The sequence below is a fragment of the Caulobacter sp. GW456-12-1-14-TSB4 genome (assembly GCF_059424195.1).
The window spans coordinates 7,028-22,473 of the sequence record NZ_JBWKZF010000033.1 but is presented as its reverse complement, the minus strand read 5'-3'; the positions used below and the strand labels follow the sequence as shown (position 1 = coordinate 22,473).

Annotated in this window: 14 protein-coding genes; 5 read left to right on the top strand and 9 right to left on the bottom strand. The window is 67.3% G+C overall.

Features of this window, described 5'->3' with window-relative positions; all coding sequences use genetic code 11:
* Window positions 1–3 precede the first annotated feature (3 nt).
* The 8 genes from fliN to AC07YH_RS22715 form a co-directional block, all read right to left on the bottom strand.
* Window positions 4–339: a flagellar motor switch protein FliN gene (gene fliN / locus AC07YH_RS22750; protein WP_494749196.1), complete on the bottom strand. Its 336-nt coding sequence runs from the start codon at window positions 337–339 to the stop codon at window positions 4–6.
* 15 nt (window positions 340–354) lie between these two features.
* Window positions 355–993 carry a FliH/SctL family protein gene (locus AC07YH_RS22745; protein WP_494749195.1) on the bottom strand — a complete coding sequence of 213 codons (639 nt, stop codon included), beginning with the start codon at window positions 991–993 and terminating at the stop codon, window positions 355–357.
* A 13-nt stretch (window positions 994–1,006) separates the two neighbouring features.
* Window positions 1,007–2,029 (bottom strand): flagellar motor switch protein FliG, encoded by a 1,023-nt coding sequence (gene fliG / locus AC07YH_RS22740; protein WP_494749194.1) that lies wholly within the window; start codon window positions 2,027–2,029, stop codon window positions 1,007–1,009.
* Window positions 2,029–3,690, bottom strand: coding sequence for a flagellar basal-body MS-ring/collar protein FliF (gene fliF, locus AC07YH_RS22735; RefSeq protein WP_494749193.1), 1,662 nt, complete (start codon window positions 3,688–3,690; stop codon window positions 2,029–2,031). Before fliF ends, fliG begins: the two co-directional genes overlap by 1 nt.
* A gap of 272 nt (window positions 3,691–3,962) precedes the next feature.
* Entirely contained in the window at window positions 3,963–4,244 is a 282-nt protein-coding gene (gene sciP, locus AC07YH_RS22730) for a CtrA inhibitor SciP (RefSeq protein WP_099580735.1), read from the bottom strand.
* 169 nt (window positions 4,245–4,413) lie between these two features.
* Window positions 4,414–6,174 (bottom strand): flagellar hook protein FlgE, encoded by a 1,761-nt coding sequence (gene flgE, locus AC07YH_RS22725; RefSeq protein ID WP_494749192.1) that lies wholly within the window; start codon window positions 6,172–6,174, stop codon window positions 4,414–4,416.
* Between the two features lie 129 nt (window positions 6,175–6,303).
* Complete coding sequence (locus AC07YH_RS22720; RefSeq protein WP_494749191.1) at window positions 6,304–7,020, bottom strand: flagellar hook assembly protein FlgD; 717 nt, start codon at window positions 7,018–7,020, stop codon at window positions 6,304–6,306.
* Window positions 7,021–7,034: 14 nt separating this feature from the next.
* Window positions 7,035–8,873 (bottom strand): flagellar hook-length control protein FliK, encoded by a 1,839-nt coding sequence (locus tag AC07YH_RS22715; protein ID WP_494749190.1) that lies wholly within the window; start codon window positions 8,871–8,873, stop codon window positions 7,035–7,037.
* Window positions 8,874–9,275: 402 nt separating this feature from the next.
* Here AC07YH_RS22715 and flgK point away from each other — a divergent pair, with 402 nt between their 5' ends.
* The 4 genes from flgK (at window position 9,276) to AC07YH_RS22695 (ending at window position 14,500) form a co-directional block, all read left to right on the top strand.
* Window positions 9,276–11,387: a flagellar hook-associated protein FlgK gene (flgK, locus tag AC07YH_RS22710; RefSeq protein WP_494749189.1), complete on the top strand. Its 2,112-nt coding sequence runs from the start codon at window positions 9,276–9,278 to the stop codon at window positions 11,385–11,387.
* Window positions 11,388–11,390: 3 nt separating this feature from the next.
* The gene (locus AC07YH_RS22705) at window positions 11,391–12,314 is read left to right on the top strand and encodes a flagellin (protein ID WP_494749188.1); all 924 of its coding nucleotides are present in this window, start codon (window positions 11,391–11,393) and stop codon (window positions 12,312–12,314) included.
* Window positions 12,315–12,461: 147 nt separating this feature from the next.
* Window positions 12,462–13,694, top strand: coding sequence for a tRNA 2-thiouridine(34) synthase MnmA (gene mnmA / locus AC07YH_RS22700; protein WP_494749187.1), 1,233 nt, complete (start codon window positions 12,462–12,464; stop codon window positions 13,692–13,694).
* A gap of 26 nt (window positions 13,695–13,720) precedes the next feature.
* Window positions 13,721–14,500, top strand: coding sequence for a DNA polymerase III subunit epsilon (locus AC07YH_RS22695; RefSeq protein ID WP_494749186.1), 780 nt, complete (start codon window positions 13,721–13,723; stop codon window positions 14,498–14,500).
* A gap of 86 nt (window positions 14,501–14,586) precedes the next feature.
* Here AC07YH_RS22695 and AC07YH_RS22690 read toward each other — a convergent pair whose 3' ends face one another.
* Entirely contained in the window at window positions 14,587–14,898 is a 312-nt protein-coding gene (locus AC07YH_RS22690; protein WP_494620982.1) for a hypothetical protein, read from the bottom strand.
* Window positions 14,899–15,058: 160 nt separating this feature from the next.
* Here AC07YH_RS22690 and AC07YH_RS22685 point away from each other — a divergent pair, with 160 nt between their 5' ends.
* Window positions 15,059–15,418, top strand: coding sequence for a DUF2200 domain-containing protein (locus tag AC07YH_RS22685; RefSeq protein WP_494749185.1), 360 nt, complete (start codon window positions 15,059–15,061; stop codon window positions 15,416–15,418).
* Window positions 15,419–15,446: the final 28 nt, after the last annotated feature.

The following is a 15,446-nucleotide window of genomic DNA, read 5'->3' as shown; positions in this document are numbered from 1 at the left end:
GCCTTAGCCCTGCTGGTCGCCGTCCTTGATGATTTCCGTCATGGTCACGCCCAGGCGTTCGTCGACGACGACGACCTCGCCCCGGGCGACCAGGCGGTTGTTGACATAGATGTCGATCGCCTCGCCGACCTTGCGGTCCAGCTCCAGGATCGAGCCTTGGTTCAGCTGCAGCAGCTGCGCGACCGACATGTGGGCGCGGCCCAGCACGGCCGAGATATTGACCGGCACGTCGAAGACCGGCGCCAGGTCCGACGCCGTCTTGTCGCTGAGCTCGACCGGCATTTCGGAGGCCAGCATGCTGCCTCCGAATTCGTCGAGCGGGAGATTGTCTTCGGCCATCTTAGGTCAGCCTTCTCAGGAGAACATGGGTTCGGCGTGGAGACCTTCGGCGGCGATGGCCGCCTCCAGCGCTTCGGCGACGCGCTGGGCGGCGCCGTCTGGATCGAAGGCCGCGCGGCCGTCGCCCCAGTCGAAAGTGAAAGCGGCCGGCGCCATGGCGCCGTCGGCGCGGGCCACGACCTGGCCCTGGTAGCCGATCTGGCCAGCCACGTGCTCCAGCGCCGCCTGCGTGCGCTCTTCCAGCTCGGGCGAGACCCGGACGAAGATGCGCGGCTGGGCCTCGACCTCGCGGGCCAGGCTCTCCAGCGCCGCCGCGATCGGGGCCTCGGGGAAGTGGTGCAGGGCCGCGTCGGCGATCTTGCGGGCGCAGGCCAGGGCCAGCATCGCCGAGCCCTCGCGGTGCTCGTGGGCCACCTGGCTCAGCGAACCGAAGGCCTCGCGGATGGCGTGGGCCACGTCGTTCAGGGCGTGGGCGGCTTCCTGCTCGGCGCGGGCCACGGCCGAGCGCTCGCCCTGCTGGTAGGCTTCGGCCTTGGCGGCTTCGACCTCCTCGATGGTGAAGCTCTTCTTCACCTTGGGCGGGGTGTAGGCGACGCCGCCACGGTCGTCGAAGACCGTGTCGAAGCCGAATTTGCGGTGAGGGGTGTCCATCATGATGCCATCCTCCTCAGTAGATCAGCTCGTCGTCGCCGCCGCTGCCGGCCAGCATGATCTCGCCCTTGGCGGCCAGGTCCTTGGCGACCTGCACCATGCCCACCTGCGCGGCGTCGACGTCCTTCAGGCGCACAGGGCCCATGCTTTCCATGTCCTCGCGCATGATCTTGGCGGCGCGCTCCGACATGTTCGAGAAGAACATGTCGCGCAGCTTGTCCGAGGCGCCCTTGAGCGCCAGGCCCAGCTGCTCCTTCGGCGTGCCGCGCAGCAGGGTCTGGATGCCGCCCGGGTCCAGCTTCGACAGGTCCTCGAACACGAACATCAGGGCGCGAATCCGCTCGGCGGCCTCGCGGTTGCGCTCTTCCAGGGCCGCGATGAAACGGGCTTCGGTCTGGCGATCGAAGTTGTTGAAGATCTCGGCCATCATCTCGTGGCTGTCGCGCTTGGACGTGCGCGCCAGGTTCGACATGAATTCGGTGCGCAGGGTCATCTCGATCTTGTCGAGGATCTCGCGCTGCACCGGCTCCATCCGCAGCATGCGGGTGACGCATTCCAGGGCGAAGTCTTCCGGCAGGCAGGCCAGCACGCGGGCGGCGTGGTCGGACTTCACCTTGGACAGCACCACCGCGACGGTCTGCGGGTATTCGTTCTTCAGGTAGTTGGCGAGCACCGCCTCGTTCACGTTGCCCAGCTTGTCCCACATGGTTCGACCCGCCGGACCGCGGATCTCTTCCATCAGGGCGTCGACCTTCTCCTGGGGCATGAACGACATCAGCAGGCGCTGGGTCTGTTCGTACGAACCCATGATCGCGCCGGTCGAGCTCATGCCCGAGACGAACTCGACCAGCAGATCTTCGACGACGCTGGCCGAGATCGTGCCGAGGCCGGCCATGGCCTGGGAGACCTCCTTGATCTCCTCGTCGTCCAGGGATTCCCAGATCTTGGTGTGGTCTTCACCGAGCGCGAGCAGAACAATCGCGGCCTTTTCCGGCCCCGAGAGGTTCTTGATATCGGTGATGGCGGCTTTCATGGCCATCAGTTGGACTCGTGCAGCCAGTTACGGAGGATCGCGACCGATTCTTCCGGATGCTTTTCGACGAACTCGGACACCCGCTTGATCGACGAGGCCTTAACCTGGCCCTCGATCTTGGCGATGTCGATACGCGAGTCGATATCCGAGGCCGGACCGGCGATGGCGATCGGCTCACCCGACTGGTCGATGACGACCTGCTGCTGGGTGCCGTCCGACAGGGTGACCAGGCGGGTCACCGGCTGACCGCCGCCCGGACCGGCCAGGGCGATCTGGCCCGGCGCGGGGGTCGACAGGTTCTTGATGAACGGGCGGACCGCGAACAGCAGGACCAGCAGGGCCACGACGCCCAGGATGCCCAGTTCGGCGAAGCGCATGATGTCGTTCTTGTCGAAGCCGGCCAGCAGGCCTTGCTTCTCCAGGCCCTGGTCCTCGGGCTGCGGGAACTTGATGTTGGTGACCTTCACCTGGTCGCCACGCTGGGCGTCGAAGCCCACGGCGGTCTTCACCAGTTCCTCGATCTGGGCGATCTCCTGGGCGGTGCGCGGGGTATAGGCGCCCGGCTTGCCGTCCTTGCCCGGAGGGGCGGTGATACCGTCGATGGCCACGGCCACGGCAACCTTGCGGATCGTGCCCGGCTCGCGGACGGTCGTGGTGACCGACTTGGAGATCTCGTAGTTGGTGACGCTCTCGTTGGCGTTCGAACGCGAGCCCAACGCCTGGAAGCCACCGGCGCCGCCCTGGCCCGGCACGTTCGAGGTCGCGGTGACGCCCGAGGTGTCGTCGTTCTTGGTCTCGCTGTTGCCCTGCTCGTTGGTGCTTTCCGAGCGGACGACCTGGCCATCCGGGTCGAACTTCTCTTCCTGGGTGGTGACGCGGTTCAGGTCGAGGTCGGCGGTGACGTTGACGCGGGCCTTGCCCGGGCCGAGCACGCCTTCGATCATGTCCTTGACGGTCTTGGCGATGCGGGCCTCGGCCTCGGTGCGGCGATCCTCGGCTTCCTTGCCAGCCAGGCTGTCGTCCGACGGGGCCGACAGGGTCTTGCCGTGCTGGTCGATGACCGCGACCTTCTCGGCCTTCATGTTCGGGACCGACGACGAGACCAGGTTCTGGATGGCGCGGACCATTTCCGAGCCCGGCTCGCGCATGCCCACGCCGATGGTGACGGCGGCCGACGGCTGCTCGGCGTCTTCCTCGAACAGCTGGCGCTTGGGCAGCACCAGGTGGACGCGGACGCTGTTGACGCCCTGCATGGCCTTGATGGTGCGTTCCAGCTCGCCCTGCAGGGCGCGTTGACGGTTCAGCTGCTGGACGAAGTCGGTCTGGCCCAGCGCGTTGTTGCCGTCGAAGATTTCGTAGCCGATCGAGCCTGAACTCACGAGGCCCTTGCCGGCGATCATCAGACGGGCGCTGGCGACCTTGTCGCGCGCCACCATGATCGTCGAGCCGTCGCCCTTGGTCTCGTACTTGATGCCGGCCTGGTCCAGCGCCTGGGTGACGCTGGAGGCTTCCTTCAGGTCCAGGTTGGAATACAGCAGCTCATTGGGCTCCTTGCCCATGAACATGACGAGGGCCACCAGGACCGCGACGACGCCGGCGCCAACGCCCAGCATCGCGGCCAGACGGCCAACGCCAAACTGCTTGATCGAACCCAGAAAGCTTTCCACGAAGCCTCACCCTTGATCCCACGCGCCCTCCTCGAAGGAGAGCGACCGGCAGGCGAACGAGAACCGCCCGTCGGTAGGCAAGATTTACCCGGTACAAGGTAAACGAGGTGTTTATATTTGGCCGGTGGAGGGCCTGGCCGAGGCGCCAAAACGTCGCGGCCGCCCCCTTTCGGGAGCGGCCGCTGAACGTCTTCGAACCCTTGTGGCGCAAGGCCTTGGGGATTTTCAGGCCGACAAGGGGTGGTCACATTAACGCACCCCCTCTCGGGGTATTAACGGTACTGCTGGATCCGGGTGGTCCGCAGACCCGCCAGGCCGTGCCGGTCGATCGACTGCTGCCAGCTGAGGAACTCATCGTTCGTCAGCTTGTAGCGATCGCAGGCCTCGTCGAGCGAGAGCAAGCCCCCGCGGACGGCGGCCACGACTTCGGCCTTACGACGGATCACCCAACGCTGGGTTTCCGGCGGCGGCAAATCCGACAGGGTAAGAGGCGCACCGGTCGGACCGATGACATACTTTTCACCCCGGCTGTTCGTGCGCTGCTGTTGCAACATGGCTTTACGCCTTTCCCACAACCATCACTGTTGAGGCCTCACTATAGGCGCCGCCTAATAACAGCGACTTAATCCCAATAGTAAAAGATGCCTGAACAGAATGGCTCCTTAAGCAGTTCCTAGTGTATCAATGTGAAACACAAGAATTAAAGATCGTTAATTCCTATGATCAGCGCTTAATATTCAGAAGTTCTTCAAGCATCTGATCTGCGGTCGTGATGATCTTCGACGACGCCGAGTAGGCGCGTTGCGTGGTGATCAGGCCCGTAAACTCAGTCGACAGATCGACCGTCGAAGCTTCCAGCGTCGACGGGGCCAGCGCGCCGGCCCCACCCTGGCCCGGAGCCTTCAGGCTGTAGGTGCCGCTTTCGTTGGTGACGCGATAGGCATTGCCGTTGACGCCCTTCAGACCGTTCGGGTTCGAGAAGGTGGCGACGGCGACCTGGGCGATCCGGCGGGTGACGCCGTTGTCGAAGATGGCCGAGACGTAGCCGTCGTCATCCACTTCGATGTTGGTCAGGTTGCCGAAGGCCGTACCGTTGGTGTTGACCGACTGGACGACCGACTGGCTGTTGTACTGGGTCAGGCCGCCGGCGGCGTTGGCCAGGTCGATCTGGACGTCCTGGGTGTCGATGCCCAGGTTGTCGGCCCAGATCGGCGGTTGCGGCAGTTGCGCGGCCGGCGGGGCCGGCTGGGTCACCAGCGGGGTGCCCGAGGCCTGGATCGAGATCGAGGTCGGGTTGGTGCCGCCGAACAGGTTGCCCGTGCTCTGCAGCTTGCCGTCGGTCGTGAACTTCACCATGCCCGCGCTGATCAGGCCGTTGCCGTTGTTGGCCAGGTCGCCCGGCTTGGCGCGCAGTTCGGCGTACCATTCGTTCGGGCCCGGGCCCTTCAGCAGCGACAGGGTGACGGTGCGCTGACCGCCCTTGGAGTCCGACAGCGGGACCTGGATCTCGAAGTCCGGCTTCACGCCCTTGGTGTTGTCCAGGGCGTAGTCCGACATCGACCAGGTCGACGGATCGTACAGCTTGCCCAGCTTGACGTCGGCGTCGGTGGCCAGGCCCAGGTCGGCCAGCTGGACCTTGTCGCCGGCGGAGTTGATGACCGTGTCGGTGACGTTGCCGGCCGGGGTCGCCGCGCCCTTGAAGTCGATCGTCGAGCTGACCAGGGCGCCGGTGGAGTCGTAGCCGACCTTACCGGTGGCGACGATCACGCCGTTTTCCTTGATGTCGACCAGATATTCGTTGTTGCCGGCGACCGGATTGGCCACGCCCGTCGAGCTGTAGACGACGTCGAAGTTGTGGTTGACCAGGTTGTCGTCCTGGACGTTGGTCTTCGACGGCGAGCCGGCGGTGCCGACCTTGAACGAGACGGCGGCGGCGACCGGTTGTTCCGAGCGCAGGTTGGCGTTGACGCCGACGCGGGTGGTCTTCTCGGCGGTGCCGCCGACGCTGCCGACGTTGATCGACGACAGCTGCATCAGGTCCGACGGGTCGGGCGTGATCTGGCCGCTGACCGGATCGGCCAGCCAGCCTTGCAGATACAGGCCGGCGTCGTTGCGCAGGTAGCCCAGGTTATCCAGCTGGAACGAACCGGCGCGGGTGAACGAGCGGGTGTCGGTCGCCGTCAGGTTTTCCGGCTTTTCCGTGGTGACGAAGAAGCCCGAGCCCGAGATCGACAGATCCAGGTTCGAGGTCGTCGACTGGGTCAGGCCCTGCTGGCTGACATATTGGTGCGTCTGGGCCTTCACGCCGCCGGCGCTGTAGGCCTGGTTCTTCGAGCCGGACGTCACCAGGGTCGAGAAGTTGGCGCTGGAGCGCTTGTAACCGACCGTGTTGACGTTGGCGATGTTGTCCGAGATCGCGGCCAGGGCCGACGAATTGGCGATCAGGCCGGAGACGCCGGCGAGCATGGCGCTGTTGATGCTCATGACTGAATTCCTACTTCTGAATGGGGTTCGAAGGGTTCAGCGCTGTTTGCGTTTGGGTCCGGGGGAAGACCGTCTTCCGGGGACCGCGTCGGCGTCTTTCTGACGCCCGTTCGAAGGGGTGGAGTGGCCTTAGGCGGCCTTGTCTTCCGTCTTGTCGTCGTTGGTGGCGGTGACCGTGGCGACGCCGATGACGCTGTCCACGGGAACCATCTTGCCGTCGATGATGACCATCGCCTGGCCAGTCGAGTTGTCGACGCCCGTGACCACGCCTTCGGTGCGGCCCTTGACGTTCGTCGCCTTGATGTCCTTGCCGTCGGGGCCCTTGGCGGTGACCGCGATCGTGTAGACGCCGCCGTCGGCCAGCTGGGCGCCGCTGTCGTCCTTGCCGTCCCACGTCAGGGTGTGGGCGCCGCTCGACTGGTCGTCCGGCTTGATCGTGCGGACCACCTTGCCGGCGGCGTTCTTGACTTCGACGGTCAGCGTGGTCGAGGCGCCCGGCTGGCTCCACGAGAAGGTCGCCTTGCCGCTCTTCAGCGTCGAGTTGTCGGTCGTGGCGGTGATCTGCTTGCCGATCATGCCGACGCTTTCCGACAGGCCCGTGCCCGTGTTCATGCCGACCAGAGCGGCCAGCAGGTCGTTGGTGACCAACTGCTGCTCGACGCCCGTCATCGACGTGATCTGCTGGGTCATCTGGGTCGTGTCGGTCGGCGACAGCGGATCCTGGTTCTTCAGCTGGGTGGTCAGCAGCTTCAGGAACGTCTGCTCGTTGTTGGCGAGCGACGTCCGCGAGTTGTTGATCTTGTCGAGGACCGAGGAGGTGTTCTGCGAATTGATAGCGGTGGCCATGGCTCGGTTCTTCCTTAGATCCGGATGTCCAGACCGCTGTCGGCGGTCGTCTTCAGACCGGGCAGCAGTTCGGGGGTGATGAGGATGTCGTCCTCGCCGTTCAGGGCCGACTGGAACGCGCGGCCCGAGAAGGCGCGCTGTCCCTGGTCGCCGAAGTCCTGGAAGGCGAGGAAGGGGTTGGAATTCTGGCCGTTGTTCTGGCTGGAGACGTCGAACGACAGGCCGTTGTCCGAGACCGTGAAGCCGGCGTCGGCCAGGGCCTGGCGCAGTTCGCTGGCCTTGCCGCGCAGCTCCTGGGCGGCGTGCAGCGTGTCGAACTTCATCGAGGCGGTCATCGCGCCGTCGCGGCCGATCTCGATGCGCACGTCGACCTTGCCCAGGTTGTCCGGGGTCAGGGTGACGTCGAAGCGCGTGGCCTTGTCGCCGGCCTTCTTGATGATCTCGGCCGACAGGGCCGCGACGGTCTCGGGACCGCCGCGCGCGCCGGCCGGGGCCGCGGCGGCGGCCGAGGCGCTGGCGGCGGGGGCCTGAGCGGCCGGCGCCTGGACGGCCATGGCGTTGGTGTCGACCGTGGCGACGGCGGCGGCGGCCGGCGCATCGACCGGGGCGATCGTCGCGGCGGCCTTGTCCGAGCCCTTGGAGTCGGTGGTCGTCTCACCGCCCTTGCCGGCGGAGCCCGCCGCGACGGCGGTCACGGCCTGGGCGGTCTCGACGGCCACGGCGTCGGCGGCCTTGGCCTGGACCGAGAGCTGCGTCAGGGCGGGCTTCTGGGTTTCGGTCGGCTTGGCCGAGGTCTGGGCGGCTTCCGGCGCGGCGGCCTCGGCGGTGGCGGCGGCGTCCGTGGCTGCGACGGTCGCATCGGCGGCGACGGTCTCGGCGACGATCGGAGCCTCGACGACCGGCGCGTCCACCACCGGAGCGGCGATCGGCGCGGCCGTGATCACCGGCGCTTGCGGGGCCACGGCGGCCTTCGGAGCTTCAGCGGTCTTGGGCGCGTCGGCGGTCTTGGCGTCGGCGGCCTTGGGCGCGGTCAGGTCGTCGGTCGAGATCGGCGCGGCGTCGTCGCTGGCCAGGGCGGCCAGGGCCTCGAGGGCGGCGGCGTCGACGGCCTGGCCTTCCGGCGCGGCGGCCTGAGCCTGGGCGGCGACCGGCTGTTGTTGCGGGACCTGAGCCGGCTGAGCGGTCTGGGCGGCGGCCGGCTGGGCCGCGACCGGCGTGGTCTGGGCGGTCTGCACGGCGGCGGCGAAGTCGGCGGCCTGGTCGGCGACGGTCTTCGTCGCGTCCACGGTCGGCGGGACGTCGGTCGTCGCTTCGGCCTGGACCGGAGCCTGGACCGGCGCGGTCATGGCGGCGATCAGGGTGGCGGCGGCCTGGGCCGCGGCGTCGGCGGCGGTGGCCGCTCCGTCCTTGCTGGCGGCGTCCTTCTGGTCGGCGTCCTTGTCCGAGGCCTTGCCATCGGCGGCGTCGCTCTTGGCGTTCTTGGTCGCGTCGGCCTTGTCCGAAGCCTTGGCGTCGGCCTTGGCGTCGGCGGCGTCCGCCTTGTCGGTCTTGGCTTCGTGAGCGTCGTCGGCCCGATCAGCAGCCTTGTCGGCGCGATCGGCGCGCTTGGCGTCGGACTTGCTGTCGGTCTTGGCCGGCTTGTCGGCGGCCTTCGTATCGCGAGCGTCGCGAACGTCGTTCTTGTCGTCGCGAGCGTCGTTCTTCGTCTCGGCGCGCGACGGAGCGCGCGGCGCCTCGTCGTTCTTGCCGGCGATGGCCAGGAGGGCGTCGAAGCCGGTGTCCGACGCCTTGGCGCTCACGACCGGGGTCGGCGCGGGGGGCAGAGCGGCGGTGGGTGCGGCGATCGCGGTCATTCGCAGTCGTTGCTCGGTTGCTGGGCGGTCCGTGACGAACACGCCTTGGTCGACCTCCTCTGAGCAACGGTTGGGCCAACTCGCCAAAACCACCTCAAGCCATTGTTTTATTTCATATTAATGGCTTGTTTACGAAGAAAAATCGCTCCCCGTGCGGCGCTTTTTGCCGAGTCCTTCCGGTCGTTGAGGACGGGAGTTGCCGCGTCGCCCCGTCGCGGGGCCAGTTGGCGCCGTCCTTGCGCATCACATCTCGTCGAACTTCCGACCACCGGAAACTTTCGCAATGAGATTCAATAGCTTGGCAAATATCGGGAACGCAATTCCCTCCGTGACCCGGCAAGTTTCGCCGGGCAACGACGCGCTGTGCGTTACGCGGATTGCCGGGCTTGAAGGAGCCAACGCATGTCGCTGAATGCGATCATGAACACGGCGACGTCCGGCATGATGGCCGCGCAGACGGGTCTGCGCGTCACCTCGGACAACATCGCCAACGTCAACACCACGGGCTACGTCCGCAAGACGATCAGCCAGTCGAACCTGCTGTCCAACGGCATGGGCGTCGGCGTCAGCATCGACGCCATCAAGCGCGCGACCGACCGCTTCCTGCAGTCGGCCAGCCTGAACGCCGCCTCGGACAGCGGCCGCACCTCGGTGGTGGCCGACACCCTGAACCGCGCCCAGCAGCTGTTCGGCGACCCCAGCGGCGACACCAGCTTCTTCTCGACCCTGGACGACATCTACGCCGCCTTCTCGGCGGCGCAGGATGATCCGTCATCGTCCCTGCTGCGCACCCAGTCGCTGACGCGCATCGACGACTTCCTCAGCGAGTCCAGCCGGATCACCTCGTCGCTGTCCAAGCTGGGCAAGGACGCCGACACCCGCATCTCGGCCGATGTCGACCGCGTCAACGACCTGCTCAGCCAGATCGACGGCCTGAACACCGACATCACCCGCGCCAAGGTGGCCGGGGCTGACGCCACCGGCGCCGAGAACGTCCAGAGCGGCCTGGTCGACGAACTCAGCAAGATGATGAACGTGCAGATCACGCCCCGTCAGCTGGGCGGGGTCTATGTGCGTTCGACCGAAGGCCTCCCGCTGGCCGGCGACGGCGCGGCCAAGCTGACCTATCAGACCTCGGCCACCGCCACCGGCTACCTGACGGTGCAGCTGGCCAACGGCTCGGTGCAGCCCACCCCGCTGAACATCACCAGCGGCGAGATCAAGGGCCTGCTGGACGTGCGCAACGTCGAGCTGGTCAATCTGTCCGACCAGCTGGGCGAGTTCACCTCGCGCGCGGCCGAGGAGATCAACCGCGCCGCCAACGCCGCCTCGTCGGTGCCGGCCCCGACCAGCATGACCGGTCGCAACACCGGCCTGGACGAGCAGGCGGCCATGACCGGCTTCAAGGGCAAGACCACGATCGCCCTGACCGACAGCAGCGGCGTCATCCAGCGCCGGATCGACATCGACTTCGACGCCGGCTCGATGAGCGTCGACGGCGGCGGCGGCCCGACCTTCGACTCCAGCAACTTCATGGCCCAGCTGAACACCGCCATGGGCGGCATGGGCTCGGCCGGCTTCTCGGGCGGGGCCCTGACCCTGACCGGCGCCGGCGGCATGGGCCTGGCCATCCAGGACGACGCGACCAACCCGTCGCTCAAGGCCGGCAAGGGCTTCAGCCACTATTTCGGCCTGAACGACATCGTCCGCACCAACGGCTATTCGCCGTACGAGACGGGCCTGACGGCGGCCGATCCGCACGGCTTCACCTCGGGCTCGATGACCATCCGCCTGACCGACGTCGAAGGCGGCCGCATCCGCGACATCGTCGTCGACCCGCCCCCGGGCGGCACAATGCAGGACATGCTGGACGCGCTGAACTCGCGCGCCTCGGGCGTGGGCCTCTACGGCCAGTTCTCGCTGAACCCGAAGGGCCAGATCAATTTCACGTCGGCCAGCACCACGCCGGTGTCGATGTCGATCCAGGCCGACACCACCGAGCGGGGCACGGGCGGCCCGTCGGTCAGCCAGCTGTTCGGCCTCGGCCCGGCCGAGCGCAGCACGCGCGGCGAAAAGTTCTTCGTCAGCCAGGCGATGAACGAGAACCCCAAGCTGCTGCCCTTCGCTCAGCTGGACCTGACCCAGGGCGTCGGCGGCAACCCCGCCCTGGCCATCGGCGACGGTCGCGGGGCCCTGGCCCTGGCCAAGTCGGGCGACACCACCGCCGGCTTCTCGGCCGCCGGCGACGCCTCGGCCACGAACATGACCGTCAACCGCTACGCCTCCGATTTCAGCGGCGCCATCGCTCGCAAGTCCTCTACCGCCGCCAGCCGCAAGGACGCCGCCGACGCGGTGTCCAGCGAGGTCGATAGCCAGCGCCAGTCGGAAGAGGGCGTGAACCTCGACGAAGAACTGATCAACCTGACCACCTACCAGCAAGCCTTCAACGCCTCGGCCCGCCTGATCCAGGCGACCAAGGACATGTTCGATGTGCTCACCGGCCTCGTGAGGTAAGCCATGACCCGCGTCTCGACCGTCCAGAACTACAACATCATGACGTCCAACCTGATGGCGGCTCAGATCCGTCAGAACGAGGTGGGCGCCCAGGTCTCGAGCCAGAAGGTCGCCACCGACCTGAAGGGCTACGCCAAGAACGCCGAGGTCCTGACCGCCATGCGCGGCACCCAGACCAAGATCAACGGCCTGCTGGACCAGTCCAAGCAGGTCAGCAACCGGCTGGAGATGCAGGACACGGGCCTGGGCCGCGTCTCCGACGCCACCCAGAGCGCCCGCGGGGCCATCGCCAACGCCCTGGCCGCCGGCAACGCCAGCACCCTGATGCAGCAGCTGCGGGCCAATTTCAGCGACGTGATCCAGGGCCTGAACACCAAGTCGAACGGGCTCTACGTCTTCTCCGGCGCCCAGACCGAGACGGCCACGACCTCTGCGACCACCATGGCCGATCTGACCGCCACGCCGGCCACGTCCGACCTGTTCCACAACGATCAGTACATCACCACCAACCGCATCGACGAGCAGACCAACGCCAAGACCGGCGTGCTGGGCGACGCGATCGGCACCGACGTGTTCGAGGCCTTCAAGCAGGTCCAGGCCTATGTCGACGCCAATGGCGACTTCACCGGCAAGCTGGACGACACCCAGACCCAGTTCCTGACCGGCCTGCTGAACGTCTTCGACACCGCCCAGAAGGGCGTGGTCGACCTGCAGGGCAAGAACGGCGTCACCCAGAAGCGCTTCGAGAGCGCCAGCAAGGACCTGTCGAACCAGGCCGACACCCTGACGGGCATGGTCGGCGACATCGTCGATGTCGACATGGCCGACGCCGTGACCCGCCTGGAAGCCGCCAAGCTGGCCGTCCAGGCCTCGGCCCAGGTGTTCACCAGCCTGCAGGCCTCGTCGCTGCTGAACGTGCTGAAGTAGTAGAGATGCTCCCCCGCTGGGGGAGCTGTCGCGGAGCGACTGAGGGGGCCATCTGGGCTTATGCCGCGCTGCCCCCTCCGGCCCTTCGGGCCACCTCCCCCAGCGGGGGAGGATGCAAAACCGCCGCCTAACCGCTATATGGCGGCGATGAACGCCGACCTGCTGACCCCTGCCCCCGCCCAAGACGCCGACGCCCTCATCGCGCGCGCGGTCGAACAGGTGCGCGAGGCCGTCGGCCTGCCGGAGGGGACGCGTATCGTCGCGGCCATGTCTGGCGGCGTGGATTCCACCGTCACCGCCGCCCTGCTGGCCAAGGCCGGCTACGATGTCGTCGGCGTGACCCTGCAGCTCTACGACCACGGCGCGGCGATCACCAAGAAGGGCGCCTGCTGCGCCGGCCAGGACATCCTGGACGCCCGCATGGCCGCCGAGCGCATCGGCATCCCGCACTATGTGCTGGACTACGAGAGCCGCTTCCGTGAGCAGGTCATCGAGGACTTCGCCGACGCCTATCTGCGCGGCGAGACGCCGATCCCCTGCGTGCGCTGCAACCAGACGGTCAAGTTCCGCGACCTGCTGGACGTGGCCCGCGACCTGGGCGCCGAAGCCATGGCCACCGGGCACTACGTGCAGCGCGCCTTCGCCGGTGGCGGCAACCGCCCGCAGCTGCGTCGCGCCGCCGACCCGGCCAAGGACCAGAGCTATTTCCTGTTCGCCACCACGCGCGACCAGCTGGACTTCCTGCGCTTCCCCCTGGGCGGCATGGACAAGCCGACCGTGCGCGCCGTCGCCTTCGGCCTGGGCCTGGCCATCGCCGACAAGCCCGACAGCCAGGACATCTGCTTCGTCCCCGAGGGCAAGTACACCACGGTGATCGACCGCATCCGCCCGCAAGGCGCGGAAGCGGGCGACGTCGTGCACCTGGACGGCCGCGTGCTGGGCCGCCACGAGGGCGTGACCCGCTACACCATCGGCCAGCGCCGGGGCCTGAACATCGCCGTCGGCGACCCGCTGTTCGTCGTGAAGATCGACGCCGACAAGCGCCAGGTCATCGTCGGCCCGCGCGAAGCCCTGCTGACCGCGGCCCTCACCCTCAAGGAAGGCAGTTGGCTGGGCGGCCAGGACAGCCTGGAAGCCGCCGCCGAGGACGGTCAGCCGGTGCTGGCCCGCGTCCGCTCGACCCGTGAGCCCGTCGCCGGCCGCCTGGCGATCCGCGACGGTCAGGTCTCGGTCGTGTTCGACGGCGCCGAGGAAGGCGTGGCGCCCGGCCAGGCCTGCGTGCTGTACGACCCGGCCGATCCCGAGCGCGTGCTGGGCGGCGGTTTCATCGCCGGCACGACCCGCCAGATGGATTTGGCGATGGACCTCGTCGAGGCCTGACGCGCCTCTTGCGCGTTGGACCTTCGATGTCCGACGCCCATATTCATCCGATGTCCCCGCTTCGCGTCCGCGTCGTCGATCTCGAGACCGCCGGTTCCGGCCCGCATGATGTCTGCGAGATCGGCTGGCAGGACGTCGCCCAGGGCGCCGATGGCCTCTGGCGGATCGACGATGAAGGACGCGGGTCGCAGTTGGTGAATCCCGGCCGGCGGATCACGCCTGAGACCATGGCCGTTCACCACATCATCGACGCCGACGTGGCCGGCGCGCCGTTCTGGAAGGATGTCGCGCCGTCCGTCCTGCGCCCCGAAGACGGCGTCCAGGCCCTGGCCGCCCACCGCGCGGCGTTCGAACAGCGCTTCTGCACGCCGAAACTCGCCGGCGGCGCGGCCTGGATCTGCACCTGGAAATGCGCCTTGCGGCTGTGGCCGCACCTGCAGGGCTTCTCCAACCAGATGCTGCGCTATCAGCGGATGCCCGAAGGCCTGGTCCGCGAGCTGGGCCTGCCGGCGCACCGCGCCCTGCCCGACGCCTATGTCACCGCCCATCACCTGCGCGACATGCTGAACGAGGCTTCGCTGGAACAGCTGCTGGCCTGGAGCGTCGAGCCGGGCCTGCTGCCCCGCGTGCCCGCTGGTCCCGAGCGCGGCAAGCCCTGGGACCGCCTGCCCGGCGAGACCCTGCGCGCCCTGGCCCAGGAGCGCGACATCAACATCCGCTTCAGCGCCGAGACCGAGCTGCGCCGCCGGGGCGAAGCCGTCGCCGAACCGAAGACCACGCCGCCCGCCCAGCAGACGCTGCTCTAGGTTCTGGGCTCTAGGCCCCAAACAGCAAAAACCCCCGCCGGCGGACCGGCGGGGGCTTTGTTGTCGTCAAGCTGACGAAGCGATGCTTACGCGCCGCCCGGGAAACGGAAGGGGACCTTCACCGAACCGGTCTTGGCGCCCATCGGCAGCTTCTCGGCGATGCACATGGCGGCCTTGTCGAAGCCCTTGCCCGCGGCGCTGTTGTCGACGACCTTGCAGTCCGACAGCTTGCCGGCGTCGGCGTTGCATTCCAGCATGACCTGGGCGGCGTCACGGGTGTTCGCGAACTGCTGCAGGCAGCGGCCCATCTGGTCTTCGAAGCCGCCGGCGGCCGACGCGGCCTGAGCGACGAAGAAGCTGCCAGCGATACCGGCGGCGAGCGCGATCGAGAGTTTCATGTTTGGTCCTGCCCCTTGCGGCGTTCAAATCTGATGTGACTGTTTTCGCAGGTAGGAACCAAGGAATGGCTAAGGTTCGCGGTTAATCATTTCCAAAAATGGTGAATGACCGCAGGCGGATGAAAACCAAGGTTTCGGTATGGGGCATGGAGGGATGGATATGACGCAGACGACCAAGCACCGCATCTATGGAATGGCCTTCGCCAGCGTCTACCCGGCCTATGTCGCCAAGGCCGAGAAGAAGGGCCGCACCCGAGCCGAGGTCGACCAGATCATCCTGTGGCTGACCGGTTTCACGCCCGAGGCCTTCGCCGCCCAACTGGCTGAGAAGAAGGACATGGAGACCTTCTTCGCCGAAGCCCCCGCCCTGAACCCCGCCCGCGCCGAGATCAAGGGCACGGTCTGCGGCGTCCGCGTGGAAGAGGTGGCCGAGCCGCTGATGCGCGAAATCCGCTACCTGGACAAGCTGATCGACGAGCTGGCCAAGGGCAAGGCGATGGAGAAGATCCTGCGGGGTTAGCTCCCGAACCCTTCCCCTCCCCCCGATC

Bases quoted from the DNA above. Each gene is read 5' to 3' on its own strand.
- fliN (WP_494749196.1), bottom strand. From the start codon at position 339: ATGGCCGAAGACAATCTCCCGCTCGACGAATTCGGAGGCAGCATGCTG.
- AC07YH_RS22745 (WP_494749195.1), bottom strand. From the start codon at position 993: ATGATGGACACCCCTCACCGCAAATTCGGCTTCGACACGGTCTTCGAC.
- fliG (WP_494749194.1), bottom strand. From the start codon at position 2,029: ATGGCCATGAAAGCCGCCATCACCGATATCAAGAACCTCTCGGGGCCG.
- sciP (WP_099580735.1), bottom strand. From the start codon at position 4,244: ATGTTGCAACAGCAGCGCACGAACAGCCGGGGTGAAAAGTATGTCATC.
- flgE (WP_494749192.1), bottom strand. From the start codon at position 6,174: ATGAGCATCAACAGCGCCATGCTCGCCGGCGTCTCCGGCCTGATCGCC.
- AC07YH_RS22720 (WP_494749191.1), bottom strand. From the start codon at position 7,020: ATGGCCACCGCTATCAATTCGCAGAACACCTCCTCGGTCCTCGACAAG.
- AC07YH_RS22715 (WP_494749190.1), bottom strand. From the start codon at position 8,873: ATGACCGCGATCGCCGCACCCACCGCCGCTCTGCCCCCCGCGCCGACC.
- flgK (WP_494749189.1), top strand. From the start codon at position 9,276: ATGTCGCTGAATGCGATCATGAACACGGCGACGTCCGGCATGATGGCC.
- AC07YH_RS22705 (WP_494749188.1), top strand. From the start codon at position 11,391: ATGACCCGCGTCTCGACCGTCCAGAACTACAACATCATGACGTCCAAC.
- mnmA (WP_494749187.1), top strand. From the start codon at position 12,462: ATGAACGCCGACCTGCTGACCCCTGCCCCCGCCCAAGACGCCGACGCC.
- AC07YH_RS22695 (WP_494749186.1), top strand. From the start codon at position 13,721: ATGTCCGACGCCCATATTCATCCGATGTCCCCGCTTCGCGTCCGCGTC.
- AC07YH_RS22690 (WP_494620982.1), bottom strand. From the start codon at position 14,898: ATGAAACTCTCGATCGCGCTCGCCGCCGGTATCGCTGGCAGCTTCTTC.
- AC07YH_RS22685 (WP_494749185.1), top strand. From the start codon at position 15,059: ATGACGCAGACGACCAAGCACCGCATCTATGGAATGGCCTTCGCCAGC.